The organism is Weissella tructae (genome assembly GCF_000732905.1).
Lineage (GTDB): Bacteria > Bacillota > Bacilli > Lactobacillales > Lactobacillaceae > Weissella > Weissella tructae.
Genome location: NZ_CP007588.1, coordinates 608,779 through 627,798, shown reverse-complemented (window position 1 = coordinate 627,798; position 19,020 = coordinate 608,779). Strand labels below are relative to the sequence as shown.

Sequence of the window (19,020 nt, the reverse complement as noted above, 5' to 3'; positions counted from 1 at the left end):
TTTAATTCTTCCTATTCTACTTACTTGGGACTTTATGATTCCAACGAATATGACCCGCAGGGCTATTTTTATCAACAACATTGCCCTTTATGTCTAATAACTGTTCTTTTTTATTATAAACATGCATGTGTTGATACTTAGTGATTTTATCTGGAGGATCAATACGAACTCTAAAGGTTCCATCTGGTCTACGGATGTGGACTCGACCATTAAAATTCGTTCTAGTCCATCCTTGATTTACAGGGACACTATTCCATAATTCATCAAAGGACATGTTATTAATTTCCTTAGGAGAAAGTTTATCGACTTTTCCTTTGGTAGACTTTTTCTTTGGCTTTGAATTCTTTTTCTTCAGATTCTTAGCCTTAGAATTGCTCTTCTTCAGTGGTGAATTACGCTTCTTAGACTTAGCGTTTTTAGTATTCTTACGTTGTTGTTTAGCGGCCTTATTTTGCTTTTGGCGCTTTTGGTTAACCTTGTCCTTATTCTTCTTAGAACCCTTATGCCCCTTCTTGTTGGCGGCACGACGTTGGGCGCGGTTACCAGCTTGCAACGCTGAATTCTTTTTCTTAGGGGCTTTTTTCTTAGAAGATTTCTTCTTAGGAGTAATCTTTTTCTTCAGCTTCTTACCGAACTTAGCCCCCTTCTTCAAAGGACTAGATTTTCTCTTAGGGGCAGCTTTCTTAGCCTTATTAGCCTTCTTACCAGCTCTGGCTGCTTTGAATCCCTTACCTGCTATTTTAGCACCTTTAGCTGCCTTACCCATAGGGGTAAATCCAACTAATAGCCAACCTGCAGACTTAACACGAGATACCTTCTTACCAGTTGACCAATCCTTACCAGTAATGACAGCATAACCATCCTTCAGACCTAAGAAATCTCCAACAACGTCTCCAGCTTTTATGAACTTACCTTTGTTCTTTTTAGTCCATTGTTGTGCCTTCTTAAAGCCTTTCACAGCGCCCTTTTTGACCGATTTAGCAGCTTTTTTAACTGATTTAGCGGCCTTTTTAACGTTCTTAGAAGCGTTTTTTACCTTGCTTTTCGCTTTCTTTTTTAAGTTATTGGCCTTTTTCTTGGCCTTGCTCATCAAGGATGGACGTTTCTTCTTTTTAGGCTTTGCTTTTTTCTTATTTTGCTTTTTCGGAGCCTTTTTCTTTTTATTCTGCTTTTTCTTGTTTTGCTTCTTTGGCGCTTTTCGCTTAGGTGCCTGCTTCTTTGGTGCTTTACGCTTAGGCGCTTTCCACTTTGGAGCTACCTTTTGAACCCAACGCTTGGCTGCACGTGGTGGTGACCAACGCCTTGGAGCTGGTTTAGGAATGTACCTTGGTTTTGGCTTAGGCGCAACCCACTTTTTGGCCGCACGAAACGGCTTTGAAACAGCTCTTCCAATGCTCTTTGTAGCTTTCTTGATTGACTTCCAGAAACGCACTGGTTCTGGTTGTGGAATTTCACGAGGACTTCCCTCACGAGAATAATCAACCGTTGTCTTTTGTTGCTGACGCGGATTTGTATCTTTCCCGTAATCATAGACTTCTGCGCTACCAACTTTTTGTTGGTATTGACCATTATTGAGGACTTTTTCGGCCGCATGTACCTGTTCTGCTGTTAAGGCAGAAGGTAAAACACCAAAAGAACTAATGAATAGGACCACAACCATTGAGATATTAAAGTGCTTGAGGAATTTCTTAAATCGTTTAGACATGATTTTTCCCTCCTCGACGCATCAACATCACGAATCCGGCCAAAATAAGGATAATCAACAATACAACACCTGCTGCTTTCACCCAGGCATTTGATACCCACCCAGTTCCTGGTAATTGACCACTTGTCTTAGACAAAGGATTCCAAGGTTCTTGGGTCGTGATATTACCATTTTCGTCAGGTGTTATGGAAATGTTTGGATCAACTTGTGGTGTATCTGCATGCTTAGATGACGTATCAGATGGTTTAGCATCCTTAGCCTTGTCATCATTCTTTGCTTCAGGTTTAGGCTCTTCTAGTTCTTCAACTGTCAGTTGTTGACCATTTGGAATTGTGCCTTCCTTAAGCAACTTGCCATCCTTGAACACACTCACCTTGTTTTGGTCAGTCAAATTCTTCATGGCGCGTTCGTCGTCGATTAAGTCACCTTGAGGCGCATTTTCATCGAACTTGTTTTCGTCATTCACAGGCATTTCAGCTGCACCAGACACAGTATCTTCCGGTGTAAAGACTGGATCAGCCGCTTCGTTTTCAATGGGTAGCTCTTGTACTTCTGTATCAGATACAGGCGCAAGGGCTGCCAATGCAGTTTGTGGCTTACCAGATAGTTTTACTGAACGCTTAAATTCTGTTCCAGGAACGTTGATTGCCTTAGTGTTTGGTTGACCTTGTTCTTTGGTCACAACTTCAGCTTGGACCGTGTAACCATCCGAAATTTGCTTTGTTGTACGGCTAATAATTTCACCAGAGACACCATTCATCGTGGTGATTTGTTCTTCAACAAGTTTCTTATCACCTGTAAAGATACGTGTTGTATTCGTCCAATTACCTTGCTTGATTTCACTCGTCATATCGTAATATGCAGAGTCACGGAAAATCTTAGCTGTTCCTTGGTCATCTAGACTAACAGTTACCTTATCACCGGTCGTTAATTTCACATCGACTGATTGACCAGGAGTCAAAGATTGTTGTGAGATACCACCTTGACGCTCAACATCATGTTGCACGATCAAAGCGTTATCCTTATCATTCACAAGCGTAATTAATTCACCGTCGTTATAGTCAATTCCGTTTGATCGAATGTTTCCACGATAATCCATACGTGTGATAGCTTGCGCCCCGTAATTCAATTCAACCCAATAACCACGTGTCTTACGGTACGTATAGTTCACATTTTCATTTTCTGACTTTAATAAACCAGCGGCGTTTTCAGGTAACTTTTCGACAACTAATGAATAGATATCGTCGATATCGTTCGCTGAAGAACCATATAATTCGTTGTAGAAAGCAGGAACGTCAGTCTTACCTAACGGTGTCCCATCTTCTAACATGAAATTGACCGTTAGGTTTTGTTCGCGAGGAATATAAACCAGATCAATATTCTTTTCGTGGAAATCAACGATTTGGCCAGATAGCTTAGCGGCGTTTTCTGCATCCAGAATGTAACCTGTTACGTCTTTACCAAGCTTAATTTCCCAGGGCTTACCATACCCAAACTTAGCTGTTTGGGTCTTGGCAATTTCTTCAGTGGTGTCCTTACGTAAGTAACGAACCGTCACTGTAGCTTTGTTTTCAATTGGCTTAGTCTTGGTTGCGATTGTATCCTTAATCTTATCAATATTGGTATCCGCTACAAATTGCCAGGTTGTTTGATCCGTAATCTTGCCATCAACTTTACCTGTAATCTTGAAACGGTATGTTTCTCCCTTGAAGCCTAATGTCTTCATGGTTTCAGGGGTTACGACTACTTGATAACGACCATCAGATAACTTCTTTTGTGTTGTTGGTACGACGTTACCGTTGTTATCAACTAATTCAATCTTCGCATCATTTAGCTTCTCAGGAAGCGTAAATTTAGTTTCCCAGTTTTCATAACGGTGATTAATGTCCTTGTCCAGGGCATTAATTGGTTGTACTAATTCAATCGCGACATCATCATTCGCCTTTAGTGCCTTATCCGTATATTTCCAACTTGCTTTGGGAATTTTTACCTCACCAAAATCTGGCTTAGCAACTTCAATACTTTTGATTGTTCCGAATGCACCAAAAATGTCATAACCGTTTGAAGCAGGTTCAACATCATCAGCATGCAAAGAATTGTACATCGTTAATAACTCACTACCATAGTATTGGTACAACAAACCACCCAAAGGAAAGTCTGCTAAACCATTAACAGGTGTTGGATCAGATAGCATTAATCCATTGGGACCTGCAGTAATATTACTACCGGCACCTAACAGTGTTGCGTTTGATAGCTTGAATGCTTGTGAGTAATCAATGTCATTAATTGCGGGGAACATCATCAAGTTAATCGGCTTTTTAGTCCCGGCATGATAGAACGTCAAACGTGATTCAATTCCACCTAATTGACGCATAGACGCGTGTAACGCACCTTGATCTCCAACTCGCAATGTCAAACGTGATTCATCTTTTGGCTTACGATATTTCGTGACTTCCCATCCCAGGTCAACGTTTTGACCGGATTTGGTTGTTCCCACGTTAGTGAACAAGACCTGTGGCAAAGCACCTTTATCTTGTGGATCAAAAGAGACAGACGTCGCATTATTTTGGCTCGCATTCCCCTTCTCCACAATCAATTGTGAATTACCACCAAATTGTAGTGCGCCATCCAGTAAAATATCATCTAATTCTTTAGGATCAGCTTCTGATTGAGTAATCAATTTAACCTTTACATTCCCATTACTCAGGTCGTTGATTGAGCTAATGGTTCCACGTATGTCTGTTTTTACACCATTAGGTAAAACAGACTGGTGATTGACCGAAATCGGCTGACCAGCTCCGTGGACAATCAATTGGCTAAAAGATAAGAACTGTGACGTTCCTAAAGCCAAAAGACTCACCCACACGAGGCCTTTCTTCCATACTTTTTTCATATTTAATTATCCCGTTATCCCTTTAGTACACTGAATTAATCAGTGTAGCCAACCATACGGTCATTCTTTGTAGGGAAGAACCACAAGATGAATGGGACGATTTGTAGCATTGGTACCATTGTGGCAACAGTCCACCAAGGGCTGAATCCAGCATCACGCAAACGACGTGTCATGGCTGGCAAACTAGCAATCCAGTAGATAAACATGGCCAAAATCAAGTTCGTTAGTAGGATAACTTCAAGAACCAATAGTCCTTCATCCTCTAACTCCATGAATCCAGACACAACTCCCATTAGAATTGAAATAAATAGGTATACCGCCACAATAATTACCGCATTTCCTAGGTAACCTACCCAGAAACTCTTACGATCGTCACGTCCCTTATAATCAAACATCTTAGTCCAAAAATCCTTCAACAAATACATAAACACTACTCTCCTTATACTGATTCGATAAATTTTTCTTACAAGACATAAGAATAGCAAGTCTGAAAATTTAATACAACCTTAACTTTTAGTTTTTTTAAAATAAAAACATTTTTCGTTTTAAATAATCAAAAATAAAGAACGTCTTTTCGTATTTATCATAGAAAACCACGGTAAATCATAAATACCAATTTTTGTTTCGTATCAAAAAAAGCCATACAGTATATGTATGGCTTCTTAGTTGTTTAGGAATTAGTTGTGTGGCGCAAACAAGTTATCAAATGGTGTTTCACCACTATGTGCTACTTGAGTAAGCATCATCTTGATGGCGCTTTGTGTTGTCAAACCGTTAGCAGCGAATAATTCATCACACTTATCCTTAACGTTATCTTCTACGCGTAGTTGGATCAATTTTTCAGTCATGAGTATGTATTCTTCCTTTTCTCTATCCGATAAATTTATGTATGTGTCATATAACACGATACTTATTCTACGCTGTTTAAATCGGAAAGCAATGTTTATTTCATTTAATTTGTACTTCATTCCACAAAAGGTTTACAATTGTGATGTAGTGAACTATATATGAATGGAGATTTGAATTATGAAAGATGTGAACATTTATTTTGATGAAAAAGGTCCTTCTAAAAGCGTATCTATTTCAGACAATTTAGAGGATCAGTTTAATTTTTTTGGGTCTAGCAGTGATAACATTCCAGCCTATGTGGGTATTTATCTTGCCATTCCTAAATCAAAGCAAAGTGAATTTGATACTGGTTTCCAAAAGATGGTAGATGATTACTATGCCAATCAACGTAGCGCACAAGCTAAAGAATTAAAATCACTAACTCTTCTAAAAAATGTTACTACACTTGCTGATATCAAAACCGCAGCTGCGCAGTTCTATTTAGATTTATTTCAATTACTAGATGATACTCATTCTACATTTCAATTAAGTGCATTTGATAAGAGTGAAGTGTTTATTGCTGCTAAACTTAAAAATTGGTTTTATTATCTTGATAGACACAATCTTAATCCTTACCCACTCTTATACACCATCACAAAATTTTTACGTACAGAAGACAAATACTTCGGTGGTGATCTAACTAAGGCACTTAATGATGCTGATTTAAGCACTGCTGATTTGCTAAATACCTTAAAAATGCAACTTTCTCGTGTGGTTCAAAAATATCAAGGGCACTCACGTACTACAAGACAAGTAGATATGTATAGAACATTGATAAAAATAATTCGCGATACTGCGAAAATTTTTAGAACAGAAAATATATCATTAGTTTCGTATCCTTTTCCTACGGACCAATTAGCTTATGGACTTGATTTATTCGTTTTGGAAGACTTGTTTTTAAATGGTGATTTATCAGCCGCAAAAGAAGCCAAAGATTCCATTACAATATTATTAGATGACGACGCTCCAGCTGAAGGATTACACCAGAATGGATTTTCAGATATTCAGGAAAACCTAGATTCAAAAGAATATCCTGGATTGCAGGCTAGTGATTTTTTGGCCGGATTATACGGTAAGTTGATTGCAACAATGGACTCTCGTGCCGTAGACCCAAATAGACCCGGACAAGTTCAACGAATGACAGAATTATTTGAAAAGGGCTTGAACCCTCATAAGAAGCATATAGATTTAGCACGAGCAACGTACAGTCATTCTTTTGGATCAGATTCTGGTCAATACGGCGTCATGCACAGTACATTTAGCGATTATCTATGGCAATTACAAGGATATTTGACAGTCATTCAAGAAGAAAGCTTCAACCAATTACCTGTGTTTGAAAAAGCTAATCAACACTGGACTGTTTCTCAAGAGTTAATGCAACAACAATTTTATGAAATGAACAATCAATTTATGAACATTCATTCGTTGTACGATTCCATTGAAGACGCGATTGAAGATGGAAGCACTAAGCCATTTTAACTAACAAAAAAGCCATTAAAGATTTTCTTTAATGGCTTTTTCTATTATGTTTATTTTGATGTAAATAGGTTGTCAAATGGGGTTTCCCCACTGTTTGCAACTTGTGCTAGTAACATGCGAATAGCATTTTGTGTTGTGATACCTCTAGCTGCAAACAATTTGTCACACCTGTCCGTAACGGTGTCTTCAACGCGTACTTGCAATAATTTTTCCGTGGTTTCTGTCTTTTTAGTCATTTGTTTTTTCTCCATATAATTCATGAGTTGTATCACGTACATTAATAATATTGATTCTACGGCCTTGCATGTGTTCACCTGTCTTCATGTAATACTGACGATTTTTCTCCAAACGTATGCGTGTATCAGGATTGTTTAATTCATATGTTTTTAAACAAATCTCCGTTAGATACAGCATGTCAGACCTTTTGAAATTAGTGTTCACAACTCTCACTCCATTTTCATCTAACATATCCTCCTGGAATACATCAGTGACGGTCAAAACGCTAATAGAGTCATTTAAATATGCTTGAACCAGTCGTTCATCATATGCTAAATTCAAAAATTCAGGATGTGATGTTGAAGACACTTCCTTTAGATTTGTCTGATAATGATGAGCAATTTTTTCACCATCATTTAATTATCAATGGATGGTACAACCATAAGTTGTTCGTTTGTTACAACTTCAGCATCTTTAAAGCGCTCTACTCCAGTACCGTGTGTTTCTAAGTAACTAATCAGCTTCATGACTTTTTCTCCTTTATGGTTGCTACATTAACTTTGTTGTCTTTGCTTATCAGATTGTTTTTTGTATACACACATAATGATCAATAGACAGCATTTAAGCGTTGCTACATGTATTTATATTTAAAATTAGAAGGAATTATACGTGATTGAAACGAAAAGACAAACAAAATAACATTCACTTTCAAAGGGGGCACGCTTTTTCTCTTTTGGTTCAATAAACTTAATATGTTTAGCCACAATACACAATAAAAAACAACTTGTCGTAGTAACATATCTCATGTGCACGGATCTGCACCGACTACGTGCCATTATTTATAGTTATAGTCAAAAACACCCTTAATTAGACTACAAGAGTCCAGTTAAGGGCGTTTTCGATTATGAAATCCATATGCGTTCTTTAATTAATTATCTATTGAGTACATCAAAAAATTTAGCGTAATAACAATGTAGCAACACTAATTGCGTTACTTAGCATATGTGCACCAATTGCGTATTGAATCTTTCCAGTCTTGTAGTAAATGAATCCTAATACTGTTCCGATAATAAAGTATGGTGTAAATGTGATAAAGCTAAAATCGACCATGACGTGAATATAAGCAAAAACTGCTCCCGAAAGCAAGCAGCTTCCCCACCAGCGAATCGTTGGTGTCAAATAGTTAAAAATCAATCCTCGGAAAATCAATTCTTCAAGGATTGGGGCAACAATAACAGCTGAAACAGCCATAAATACAATGCCGAATGTGCCGGTATTAAACACTGATTCAACAGCTTGTTGGTTTGCTGAAGATGATCCTGATACCACTAATTTTGAAAATAAAATGTTCAAAATTGAGAATAGCGCATATCCTAACACAATCCACTTACCATCTGTGAAAGTAAACGGTTCTAATACCTTAAATGCAGGATTTGCCTTACGAATGGCAAAGATAACCACCTTAGCAACTAAAAAGGCAACCCCTAATACAGCTACAATCATCACTAAGATAGAAATAAATCCATTCTTAGGTAGTCCCATCAAATCAGAGGTAACCATTGGTACCAATTCGTTTCCAACTGAATCGATCATTCCAAACAACACCATACTAACAATGATCCAAAGACCGCATTTTACAAAACGTCCAACTGTTTGCATAAATAATTCACGCTCCTATTTCAAAATAATTATGTATTGAACATACTCATTTTATTATACAGATAAGAAACATATTCAAGGCCATATTTAAGGACTATAATCAACTTATTCATATTTTGTCATAATATTCTAATGATTATACCCATAATATTCTAATAATTATATATGGACAAAAACACCCCTTAATTAGACTACCAGAGTCTAATTAAGGGGTGTTTTAACATTACTTTCTAAGCGTATTTAAATTAACTTGTCGTTATTGACGTTCATAATTCAACTTCGTCTTATATCGGCGATTCCAACGTAACGTTTCACTACGATAAACCTTGTATGGTGTTTTACCATTTAAAGCCTGTACCATAGGTTTATGATTAAGTTTCTCAGTGATTTCATGACAATCATTAGATGTCATTTCATCATAATCAGAATAACCCGCATATACTCTTATAAGTTTGTTACGTTGTTCATTCGTGCCACGTTCATGTGGTGAATATGGGTGCGCAAAATACGTTTTTTACCGTATTTCACTTGAATACACTCTAAAAATTGCCACGAAATAAACTCTGAACCATTATCAAACGTAAGCGATTGTACATAATTTTGATATTCAGATAAAAATAACTCAATAGCATGAATCATACCCGCTGAAGTCTGTTTTTTGATTGGTAATATCACCGTATAACGGCTTTTTCTTTTTGTCCCATAACTAAGAAAAAGCACAGAAACGATAGATTACAAACATGTCACGAATTAGTAACGTCGTTCTCTATCACTTCTATGCTTTTAATATTACAGTTTCGGGCAGATTGCTGTTTAGAGATTATCACTTATGTAGAATAAACTATTGAATGACCTAAGGTTGCTGAGATTATTAATCGTCTAACGGAAAACGAAGCGTCATGTTGGCAGTTCCTAGGTTTATCATTTTCCCTAACAATTGATTCGTCGCATTCATGTAATTGTGGGCCATTTCTTCGTTTTTATGAGACAAGTTAATTGGGTCTATACCTGAAATAACCGCTTTATCCGTATCTTGTTGAAGTGCTAGGTTCTTTTGAAAGATATTATTTTCAAAGTCTTGAACCATATCTTTATACAAATCAAAATTTTGATCACCAATAATTGCAACGGTTCTATTTAACCAGTAACTATTTGTCGAATCATACTGTTCTGTGGTATTTGAAAAACTCTCTGGTGTTATGTCTACATTGGCATAAAATGGCGTTAATGCATTAAATGTATTTGGACCGTAGGCTAGCCAATGTACTCCGGCTATCATTTTAGGGACATTATTCCTAATTTGAAGAATGTGCGTCTCTTGATTTCTATTAATACCAATTGGACGATATTTTGGTAAATCATGAGGATGTAAATATGGATTATACTTGGTATCTTGGTAATAAGAGCTCAATACATATTTTACGTCTTGAACACTCACCTTTTGTTCCGGATATATCAAAAAAGGTAAATCCATGCGCTGTGAATCGTCGGTACGATTAGCTAAGACGTCATGCCCTAAAAAGTATGCCTGCCCAAACCAGGTACGTGGTGTATTATAGACACGATCTTTGTCGGTATCACTACCAAAAATTGGTCTTAAGTTTAACAGTCCTGATTTGGGAATTGATGCTAATTGATTTTCTTGTATAAAGGAAATCATATCGTTTGAATACAGTGAATTTTTAGAATTAAAATTAAACCAATCGATATTAAATTGATTTGGGGCAATCACCACTGCATTATTTGGTATTTTCATAGCTACCCAATGGTGTCCACCAATCGTTTCCATGTACCAAATTTCATTTTCATCTGAAAATGCTAGTCCATTAGATTCATATGTTCCGTGTCTTTCTAACAATTCCCCTAAACGCAGAACACCTTCTCGTGCTGTGTTGATGTAGGGTAAGACAATCGCCGTAATATCTGTTTCACCAATACCATCAGGTACCAGAGGGTCTAACATTAAGATTTTTTCATTTGTGGTACTTGTTTCTGTAGCTGTCATCGCAACATTTTCTGAATTAATCCCTGCTGCTTCCCATATACCAAAAGAATCATCCGCATCGGGCGTAGCAGTATGACGCAATGCTTTTCCTGATAATGGTATACGTACATTGTTTAACTTGGATACATATTCTGTTTTACTGGTATATTCAGGAATGACTACGAATTTTTGTGGGTTTGGTTGTTCTCCCCCGTCCTCATTGCGAGCAATTAATGTTGATCCGTCTACACTTATTTCTTTCCCTACGAGCAAAGTGGTACAGGTTTTTTTATGTTGTTTATAATCATCTACGTTCATTTGTTTTCCCCCCTGAGTTAGGTTCTCCCAGTATAAGCTATTCACTGTATGAGAAACAATGTTAAATGGCATTTTAATGAGAAAAACATTGATGGACTCTGTTTTAAGTTGATTATTATTTTAGACCATGTTCTTCATACATGTTGTGAATAGGCTTCATCAAAAATTGAACCGTTTCTTTTCCTAGCAATCCTTTAGGACCGAATCCTTTGAAGGTATTAATATGCTTACGGTATTCTTCACCATAGCCATAAAATTGATGTTCTGGAGCATAAAATGTCTTACCATCGTAATCTGACACAGCAACGTCATCTAGTACTGCAACAAGTAAACGATTATCGTTTGAATGATAGAAATCACTCATTAAATTCAATGTATTCTCCATAGCAGGTTCGGGAATATAAAACACCCCTGAACCTTCTTTAAGTAGAGGGACATTTGCTGCAAGTAGCGCTGTGCGCTTATTAGTATCGTCAAATAGTTGAGCACGTGAAAGGTAACTAAATAATTCTGATGCTCGTGTTTGGGCTGGTAAATCTTGACGATTAACCAGGGATTCAAATCGTGAGCGATCTTGTAGTTCATCCACGGTGTCAGGCGTGAACAATCCACGCTTAGTATTCACACCACCTAAACCAATACGTAATTCCCCTGCACACAATACTTCATTTTGTCCAACAATACTATGCAATTTCTTCAAGTTATCAAAGTCAAAATTCGCATAATTAGCTAGAATATATTGAGCCCCTCGAAGCATATTACGCATTGTTTCAACATCTGATCCCTTCACACTTGTAAGTACATCATTGTTTACAATTTGTTCTGTTTGTAAAATTGTTAGAGAGAGATTTTCAAATTGCGCGCCATTGTGCAGAATCTGAGGTATTGCATTCTTAAATAACATCTCCTCAGAGGGAGTATCAAAATTATACTTGTTCATGAGTTTCTCTCCCTATACCTTATTTATTGTCGCTACATTGTACCAATTATATATCTTGATGTATCTCTTTATTATGTGTACTGCCCCTTTTAAACGAAAGACTCGATAATCAACAATCCTTCGTTGTTTATATAGCTAATTTACGAACTAAGCACAGTTACTTAAGTTCCAACCTTAACAAAGTTAATTTGATCAATTTGTATTTCTAGATTATTAACTAAGACAGTATTTAGGTCTGTATATCCTAATAACTTACCAGTTACGAGTTCACTCGTAACGCCAGTGTCATCTTGTGTTGCTAATTGGATAGTTAACTCTAAGTTTGATTCGTAAGCCGTTTTTAGAAGAGAGCCGATTATTTCAAGTGATTGTTTGTCTTTGAGCTTTTGGGCCGAAATTTGAGCGTCGTTTGCAGTGTACTTGGCCACATCTTCTGTGTGGTCTGATAGATGATAACCTTGCCATTTCAGCATACCACGATCATGATAATCTTGTTCGAAGAAGCGTTTTGCTACTGTGTAAATATCTTCTTCAAGTATTTGTGCCATAAGCCTGTCCTCCTCGATGACCAGCGACTAATCCAGCTCGGTCAATCATGGTACCACCATCAATCTTTGAACTTGATTTGACAATGGCGGTTGTTCCGTATTTGTGCCGTAATGAATCAACAACTTCATCTAAATTCTGTTGCTTAATATCATGTTCTACGGGGATAAATAAGTCTAATTGAGACCCTATATCGTCTGTTAATTTACTAACCGAGACACTTATATGACGAATTATTTGTCCCTCATAATGTCTATCAAATAACGTCCACAAAGCATTAACAATTTTGCTAGACTGATTGGTACCATCAATCTTCATTTGCAGATGAAACCCGGGTTTACTTTCGGTCATGGAAGAACCAATACCCAAAGCAACTACACTTGTTATCTTATGTTTGGCGCGTAAACGTGCAGCAACTTGTTCGCCAATTTCACGAATGACATTCTTAATCTCAGGTATTTTATTGTAATCATGAGGCAATACCTGGCTATTAGAAATACTACTATCTTTTGGACTGTACTTATGCGATACAATGCTGCGATCCACACCCCATGCCAAAGCAAATAGTTCTTCTCCCCTAACGCCAAACTTTTCCTTGAGTACATATGGACTAGTGTGTGCCAAATCGTACATACTATGAATATTCATAGCGTTTAACTTTTCAGCGGTCTTCTGACCAATACTCCAAACATCTTCAAATTTTGTGATTGGCCAAAGTACGTCAGGTAGTTCTTCAAAGTGCCATTCGCCTATCAAACTATGGTTGTGTTTAGCTGTTATATCTAGTGCCATTTTAGCCATTGCAGGATTATCGCCAATCCCAACTGTTAGGTAAAAACCTAATCTATGACGAACCTCTAATTGAATAATACGTGCTAGTTTACTCATAGTGATATCAGCCCCATACTTGGATGTTAGATATTTCCAGGAACTCGTGAAATCTAAGATAGTTTCGTCAATGGAATACATATTCAAGTCTTCGTCTGCCACAAACTCACGAAACACATCATTTATTTTCTTGTTCATTTGAATGTAATAGTTCATACGCGGTTGAACAATAATAAGCCGCGTATCATTAGGGACATCACGTTTTCGTGTGACATTTGAGATACCCAGTAGTCTTTTCGCCATAGGTGATGATGCTAAAACTAGCCCACTACCTGCATTATCTGCAGTACTCATGACAACGAGCATTGCTTTCAACGGATTAAGACCTAATGCCAGACATTCACAACTTGCATAAAAACTTTTAGAATCAATAACCATGATTTTTCGGCGTATTTCTTTTTCTGTTGGGTTCATGGTTAGGCCTCCTTAGTTTGTTTATAATTAAGTTTAACTTAACGAATGACGCCTGTAAAGAAAAACGCCTTATTCGGGAGTGTTCAGCTAGGTATCATAACGATTAATACGCTCAACAGATACGCGTACATGTTTAATGAAATTGCACCATCAGTGTAATCGTTTACAGTCGAACTAAGAAGTTATATTATGGGATAGAACATGCTACTTAATGAGAATTCATAGGAGGCAAATAATATGACGAAAATTGCGTTGATTTCAGACATACATGGCAATTATACTGCCTTGAAAAGTGTGGTTAATGATATTAAATTAGAAAATATATCAGAGACATGGTTTTTAGGTGATTTATTGTTACCAGGACCAGCAGGAAATGTCTTATTTGAAATGTTGGATGAAATTAATACAACAGTGTTCTTACGAGGTAATTGGGATGATGTGTTTCTAAAAATACTTGATAATCCAAACAATTACGATGTGAACGACCCCTCAGATGTTTATATGGGACATCTCGCCTATTATTTGTCTCAAAAATTAAACGCTAAATATATAGAAAAAATCCGACAGGCTCCTATCCATTTAAATAAAACGGTCAATAACATCAATTTGACGTTAACACACAATGAGATTGATAGTAATGGCGGTCCGAATTTATTACCTTTCGCTGCCAGTGAAAACTTTGAATACTTATTTGAAAACGATGAAATTGATGTCGCAATCTATGCGCACACTCACCATCAATTATTACGATATACACATAATGATCAAGTCGTTCTTAATCCTGGTTCAGTAGGAGAACCATTTTTTAAGCATCCTACGCTTAATCAAGATCGACGCGCGCAATACACTATCTTAGAAATCGACGATATAGGAATTCAAAATATTACATTCAGAAAAGTAGCATATAATCTAATGGATGAATATACTAAAGCAGAAAGTGAACATGTTCCGTATCTAGATTTATATAATAGATTATTAGTTCACGGGATTAGTCCGACGCAAGATAAAAAATTACTCAGCGAGATTAATGCAGCGGGTACTTATAATGATGATTTTAAACGTATTCTAGCAAGCAAAACTTAGACGCTCGATAATATAAAAGACACTAGTACTTAGTACTAGTGTCTTTTTCTAATTATTTACATGGATAACATTGTTGTTTTTGTCTACTTGTAACAAATCAACAGTCCCAGAGCCGCCTGATTTTTGTATTTCCACATCAGACACTCTAACTTCATAATTAGGACCATCATCTATAAGATAGCCATTGTAGACTAGCGTATCGCCATCTTGACCAATACGTTGATAATATGCTTTAGCTAGACGTGCTGCTTCTGTCTGATTTGTTCTATCAAAATTAACATCGGCCATTTTGTTTGTAGCCCCATTGTTAGAAATATTTTGTTTAGAGGTAGATGATTCCACCGACAAATCATTTGTTGACGCTGTGTTGTGTGCGCCTGTACTACTAGTATCATCCGCATGAAGTGTTATATTTGTTGATTGGATACCTGAATTGTTTTCTTGAGAATTGGATCGTTTAACATTATCGAATAAGAATGCCCCAGCAATACTACAAATTATGATAAGTAACACAGTGCTCATAAGTAAAGCGACTTTAACTGATTTTTTCAAGCTATCCCCCTGAATTTCAGGCTGTATGAATTCTAAAAATGCCCCTAATATAAACTTAGAGGCATTGAATCAAAATTACATGTATTTATTTGGTAGTAACTCAAAGTTTTTAACATCGTCAATCGTTTGTGTACCAGCTAATTGCATGACTAATTGTAGTTCGTTTTGGAAGAAGTTAAATACTTGTTCAACACCGACACTACCACCTAGTGCTAGACCATAAATAACTGGACGACCAAGAGCGATTAGATCTGCCCCTGATGCTAATGCTTTAAAGACATGTTGTCCACGACGGACACCACTATCGAATACGATTGGGACACGATGGTCCACGACATCCGCAATTCGGCGTAATGAATCAAATGCTGCGGGACCACCATCTAGTTGTCGTCCCCCGTGGTTTGACACCCAAATTCCACCTGCACCGGCAGCTAAGATAGGCTCTACATCATTCGGATTTTGAACTCCTTTTACGTACACTGGTAAGTCAGTACGTGATGTAATGTATGATACATCATCAGGACTTAGCTTTTGCTTTGCTGACTTGTATACAGCATCCATCGTTTGTCCAACCCCACTTTGGTAGGCTTGTACGATTGGCATAGCCAATGGGAATGTGAACCCATTACGCTTGTCAGCTTCACGATTACCACCTACTGTCGCATCAGCAGTCAATACAATGGCACGTGCGCCACTTGCTTCCGCCGCTGCGATAATTTGATCATTAATCGCATTATCTTTTGACATGTAGAATTGGAAGAATTGTGGTGCATCTGGACCAGCCGCTTCACGCATGTCTTCTAGTGACTTACTAGCAAATGATGACGCCGTGTAAATCGTACCAAAACGTGCAACCCCAGCAGCAGATGCAACTTCACCTTGAACGTGAGCTAATCCATGCGCGGCTACTGGCGCCATAATAATTGGCGCAGTTAATGTCATGCCATCAAATACCAATGAAGTGTCCGGATTTTCGACGTTTTTCAGTACACCAGGTTCAATCTTAACGTGTTCGAACGCAGTTTCGTTTTCACGTAGGGTGATTAAATCACCCGCACCACTATTAATGTAACCGAATCCACCGGTTGGAATAATTTTTTCTGCGCCTTTTTCAAGGTCTGTGGTGTTCACAAATGAAATTGGTCCTTCTAGTTCGCTTGCAATGTATGTCATATTTATATCCCCTATATTCTCATAAACGTCCCTGATAACACAATGATAACGCTTTCATAAAAAGTTTACAAGGTTATAACTCAAGATTATACGTGGATTTTTCACAAGCTAGATATAATTCGTACTATATTAAATGTTTTTACTGAATATATCATCAGGCCTTAAACAAAGTTACCTTTAAAACCAAAGGTTTTCTTACCTTTATATGTGAACGATGTCAGCTTACCGCGATACGTATAAGCCCCTTTCTTACCAGTGCCGTGCACATCGATTTCTTTTCCAGATAGTAAGTCTGATACTTCATGCTCGGTAAAGGTATGGCTTCCCCATTTCGTATTAAAAGAAACTTCCTTACCTGTCGGCACGAAAATCCCTGTTAATTTGTCTTTCTTTTTAGGTCGTTTAGCCGTTTTCTTCTTAGGTGGTTCAAATTCGTTCGCGAGCCCCAGGGCATTGTTCAAAATAATGGGCATATCATTTTGAACGGTTAAGACAATTGAATTCATTGCGGCATCAATGGTTGTTTCATGACGGCCTACTTCTTGGAAAATATCAAAAACTCGCTTCGTGATAGATGGATTTGCGATATACGTTCCTTGTACTAAATATGCCGAAATTCGCCCTTCTTCTGTTAAGGCAATTTTTCCTTTAGTATCAATAAAGTAAGCATTTTTTCCGTTCGAAAGTTCTGAGAATGTAGATGTACGAGTCGCTCCAGTACCAATATTGTATTTCTCAAGAAAGGTTTTAAGCCATTGCCAAGTAGGTTGTTGTGGCTTGGGATTTTGTCCTTCATGTACAAATATTGTGGCACGTGTTCCGATTCCCTTTTCATTTATATCAGTATTTTGGTCGTCTGCGTCTGTGTATACCAACTTCCAATTCATCTGAAGAGGTAGGTTAATTGTGGTCGTGAAAATTGGTGCTTCAGCAATGTTAGCGTGAATTTGACGGTAGATATAATCTGCGGCAAACATGGCCAAAAAGTTTTTAGCCAAAACTTGATATATCCGTGATGCAGAAGGACCAAATTTTTGCAACGCATCTAAGTTTACAGGGACAACAAGTCCTGGGCGATTAGCCCCGTGTGCGCCTTCATCTTTAACATGTGTCTTTCGTGGTGTTCGGACGCTTAATAAGCTTGGATCAACGGCAACAAGATTTGCAATCTGGTCAACTATTGGTAACATTTCCGTAAATTGTTCAGTTGTAATTGTGCGATCTTCTGTACGAGGATACGATACAATCTGTGCTTCATACATTTTTTGATAGGTTGCTAAGACTTCCTTGGCTTTGAAGCCTTCTTTCGCTAGAATCGCGGACAAAGAAGACAAATCAAGTAGCTTAGGTGGCGCCTGACGCTTTTCTTTATCAGAAGTTATTTGTGGTGTTCCAACTTCAGGATAAATGCCTTGCGCAATTTCTTTATGAGCATCAGTCAAATTTAAATGACGAAACGAACGATCATTCAAGGCTTTGATATCGCGTGCGTACACATTATCCTTGTCGTCTTTATAGCGTGCTTCAAAGAATGGTACACGCGTGTAGTTTTTAATCGCCTGCTCTTGTTGGTATACCTTGTAAATCATGGCTGATTTCAGACGTCCTTGGCGGGACAAAATTTTGTACCCATTTTGTTCCGCGCTTTTAGTCGCGATTCGCGTTAATTGCATGGATGCAAAGTCCCAGCGACTCCGGGCCATACCCTTCAATAAATCTCCATCTTGCATCGGGTCGCTGACGTCTCGTAGCTGCCCAAACGCTTTTTGTAGACTTTTGGCAGATTCGTCCATGAAATTAAGACGTAAGACTTTACCTTTCCATCCCATGGCAAAGATAGCTTCCCAAGCTAGGAGTTCACCTTCTCCAGATGGATCCGTATCCGTCGCGATAACAAGTGCATCCATACCCTGCGCCTGTTTCTTCAAATCATCAATTAATGATTTTGTGGATTCAATTTTTCCGGTACGTAAATTTTTAGATTTAATATATGTATTTGTCCAATTAAATTGTGTTAAATCCCAAGGTAAATATTCTAATCCCCAGTTAGAAATTTGTTCACTTAATTCTTTGGAAACTTGTTTTTCAGGCGCGTTCAATTGCATCACATGGCCACGAAGATTGGTTAATTCGTAGTCAAAATCTAGAAAATGTCCTTTTTTACCGCCTAAGGCTTTTTCAAAATTTTTGCGAGCGCTGGGCTTTTCCGTAATAATTAAATACCGCATGCTTTCTCCTTATTCCCAAAGCCGATTCAACAGCAGAATTAATAGTATTTTATC

At 37.6% G+C, this 19,020-nt stretch carries 16 protein-coding genes; 2 read left to right on the top strand and 14 right to left on the bottom strand.

Going from position 1 to position 19,020, the window contains the following annotated elements:
* Positions 1-16 precede the first annotated feature (16 nt).
* The 4 genes from WS08_RS06905 to WS08_RS03030 all read right to left on the bottom strand — a co-directional run bounded on the left by WS08_RS06905 (position 17) and on the right by WS08_RS03030 (position 5,446).
* Complete coding sequence (locus WS08_RS06905) at positions 17-1,705, bottom strand: pre-toxin TG domain-containing protein (protein ID WP_009765355.1); 1,689 nt, start codon at positions 1,703-1,705, stop codon at positions 17-19.
* On the bottom strand, positions 1,698-4,598 hold the full coding sequence (locus tag WS08_RS03040) for a MucBP domain-containing protein (protein WP_144242024.1): 2,901 nt from the start codon (positions 4,596-4,598) through the stop codon (positions 1,698-1,700). Before WS08_RS03040 ends, WS08_RS06905 begins: the two co-directional genes overlap by 8 nt.
* A gap of 35 nt (positions 4,599-4,633) precedes the next feature.
* The gene (locus WS08_RS03035; protein WP_009765357.1) at positions 4,634-5,023 is read right to left on the bottom strand and encodes a DUF805 domain-containing protein; all 390 of its coding nucleotides are present in this window, start codon (positions 5,021-5,023) and stop codon (positions 4,634-4,636) included.
* 252 nt (positions 5,024-5,275) lie between these two features.
* On the bottom strand, positions 5,276-5,446 hold the full coding sequence (locus tag WS08_RS03030) for a type II toxin-antitoxin system RelB/DinJ family antitoxin (protein WP_009765358.1): 171 nt from the start codon (positions 5,444-5,446) through the stop codon (positions 5,276-5,278).
* Positions 5,447-5,624: 178 nt separating this feature from the next.
* On the opposite strand from WS08_RS03030, the gene WS08_RS03025 reads away from it, so the two are divergent.
* Positions 5,625-6,965 carry a DUF3800 domain-containing protein gene (locus WS08_RS03025; protein WP_009765359.1) on the top strand — a complete coding sequence of 447 codons (1,341 nt, stop codon included), beginning with the start codon at positions 5,625-5,627 and terminating at the stop codon, positions 6,963-6,965.
* Positions 6,966-7,015: 50 nt separating this feature from the next.
* Here the strand turns inward: WS08_RS03025 and WS08_RS03020 are convergent, their stop codons facing one another.
* The 7 genes from WS08_RS03020 to WS08_RS02990 form a co-directional block, all read right to left on the bottom strand.
* Positions 7,016-7,201, bottom strand: a complete 186-nt coding sequence (locus tag WS08_RS03020; protein ID WP_009765360.1) for a type II toxin-antitoxin system RelB/DinJ family antitoxin — start codon at positions 7,199-7,201, stop codon at positions 7,016-7,018.
* Entirely contained in the window at positions 7,194-7,433 is a 240-nt protein-coding gene (locus WS08_RS03015; protein ID WP_009765361.1) for a hypothetical protein, read from the bottom strand. Before WS08_RS03015 ends, WS08_RS03020 begins: the two co-directional genes overlap by 8 nt.
* A 705-nt stretch (positions 7,434-8,138) precedes the next feature.
* Positions 8,139-8,840, bottom strand: a complete 702-nt coding sequence (locus WS08_RS06750; RefSeq protein WP_009765362.1) for a CPBP family intramembrane glutamic endopeptidase — start codon at positions 8,838-8,840, stop codon at positions 8,139-8,141.
* A gap of 871 nt (positions 8,841-9,711) precedes the next feature.
* Complete coding sequence (locus WS08_RS03005; RefSeq protein WP_009765363.1) at positions 9,712-11,142, bottom strand: C69 family dipeptidase; 1,431 nt, start codon at positions 11,140-11,142, stop codon at positions 9,712-9,714.
* Between the two features lie 115 nt (positions 11,143-11,257).
* Positions 11,258-12,082: a Fic family protein gene (locus tag WS08_RS03000; protein WP_009765364.1), complete on the bottom strand. Its 825-nt coding sequence runs from the start codon at positions 12,080-12,082 to the stop codon at positions 11,258-11,260.
* A 161-nt stretch (positions 12,083-12,243) separates the two neighbouring features.
* Entirely contained in the window at positions 12,244-12,630 is a 387-nt protein-coding gene (locus WS08_RS02995) for a hypothetical protein (RefSeq protein WP_009765365.1), read from the bottom strand.
* Positions 12,614-13,930 carry a Y-family DNA polymerase gene (locus WS08_RS02990; RefSeq protein ID WP_009765366.1) on the bottom strand — a complete coding sequence of 439 codons (1,317 nt, stop codon included), beginning with the start codon at positions 13,928-13,930 and terminating at the stop codon, positions 12,614-12,616. The genes WS08_RS02995 and WS08_RS02990 overlap by 17 nt, the downstream gene beginning before the upstream one ends.
* A gap of 237 nt (positions 13,931-14,167) precedes the next feature.
* Between WS08_RS02990 and WS08_RS02985 the strand changes: the two genes are divergently transcribed.
* The gene (locus tag WS08_RS02985) at positions 14,168-15,013 is read left to right on the top strand and encodes a metallophosphoesterase family protein (RefSeq protein WP_009765367.1); all 846 of its coding nucleotides are present in this window, start codon (positions 14,168-14,170) and stop codon (positions 15,011-15,013) included.
* 48 nt (positions 15,014-15,061) lie between these two features.
* Here WS08_RS02985 and WS08_RS02980 read toward each other — a convergent pair whose 3' ends face one another.
* The 3 genes from WS08_RS02980 to WS08_RS02970 form a co-directional block, all read right to left on the bottom strand.
* Positions 15,062-15,565 (bottom strand): hypothetical protein, encoded by a 504-nt coding sequence (locus WS08_RS02980; protein ID WP_009765368.1) that lies wholly within the window; start codon positions 15,563-15,565, stop codon positions 15,062-15,064.
* Between the two features lie 75 nt (positions 15,566-15,640).
* Positions 15,641-16,744 (bottom strand): alpha-hydroxy-acid oxidizing protein, encoded by a 1,104-nt coding sequence (locus WS08_RS02975; protein WP_418080421.1) that lies wholly within the window; start codon positions 16,742-16,744, stop codon positions 15,641-15,643.
* Positions 16,745-16,899: 155 nt separating this feature from the next.
* Positions 16,900-18,966, bottom strand: coding sequence for a DNA topoisomerase (locus WS08_RS02970; protein ID WP_009765370.1), 2,067 nt, complete (start codon positions 18,964-18,966; stop codon positions 16,900-16,902).
* Between the last annotated feature and the right edge of the window lie 54 nt (positions 18,967-19,020).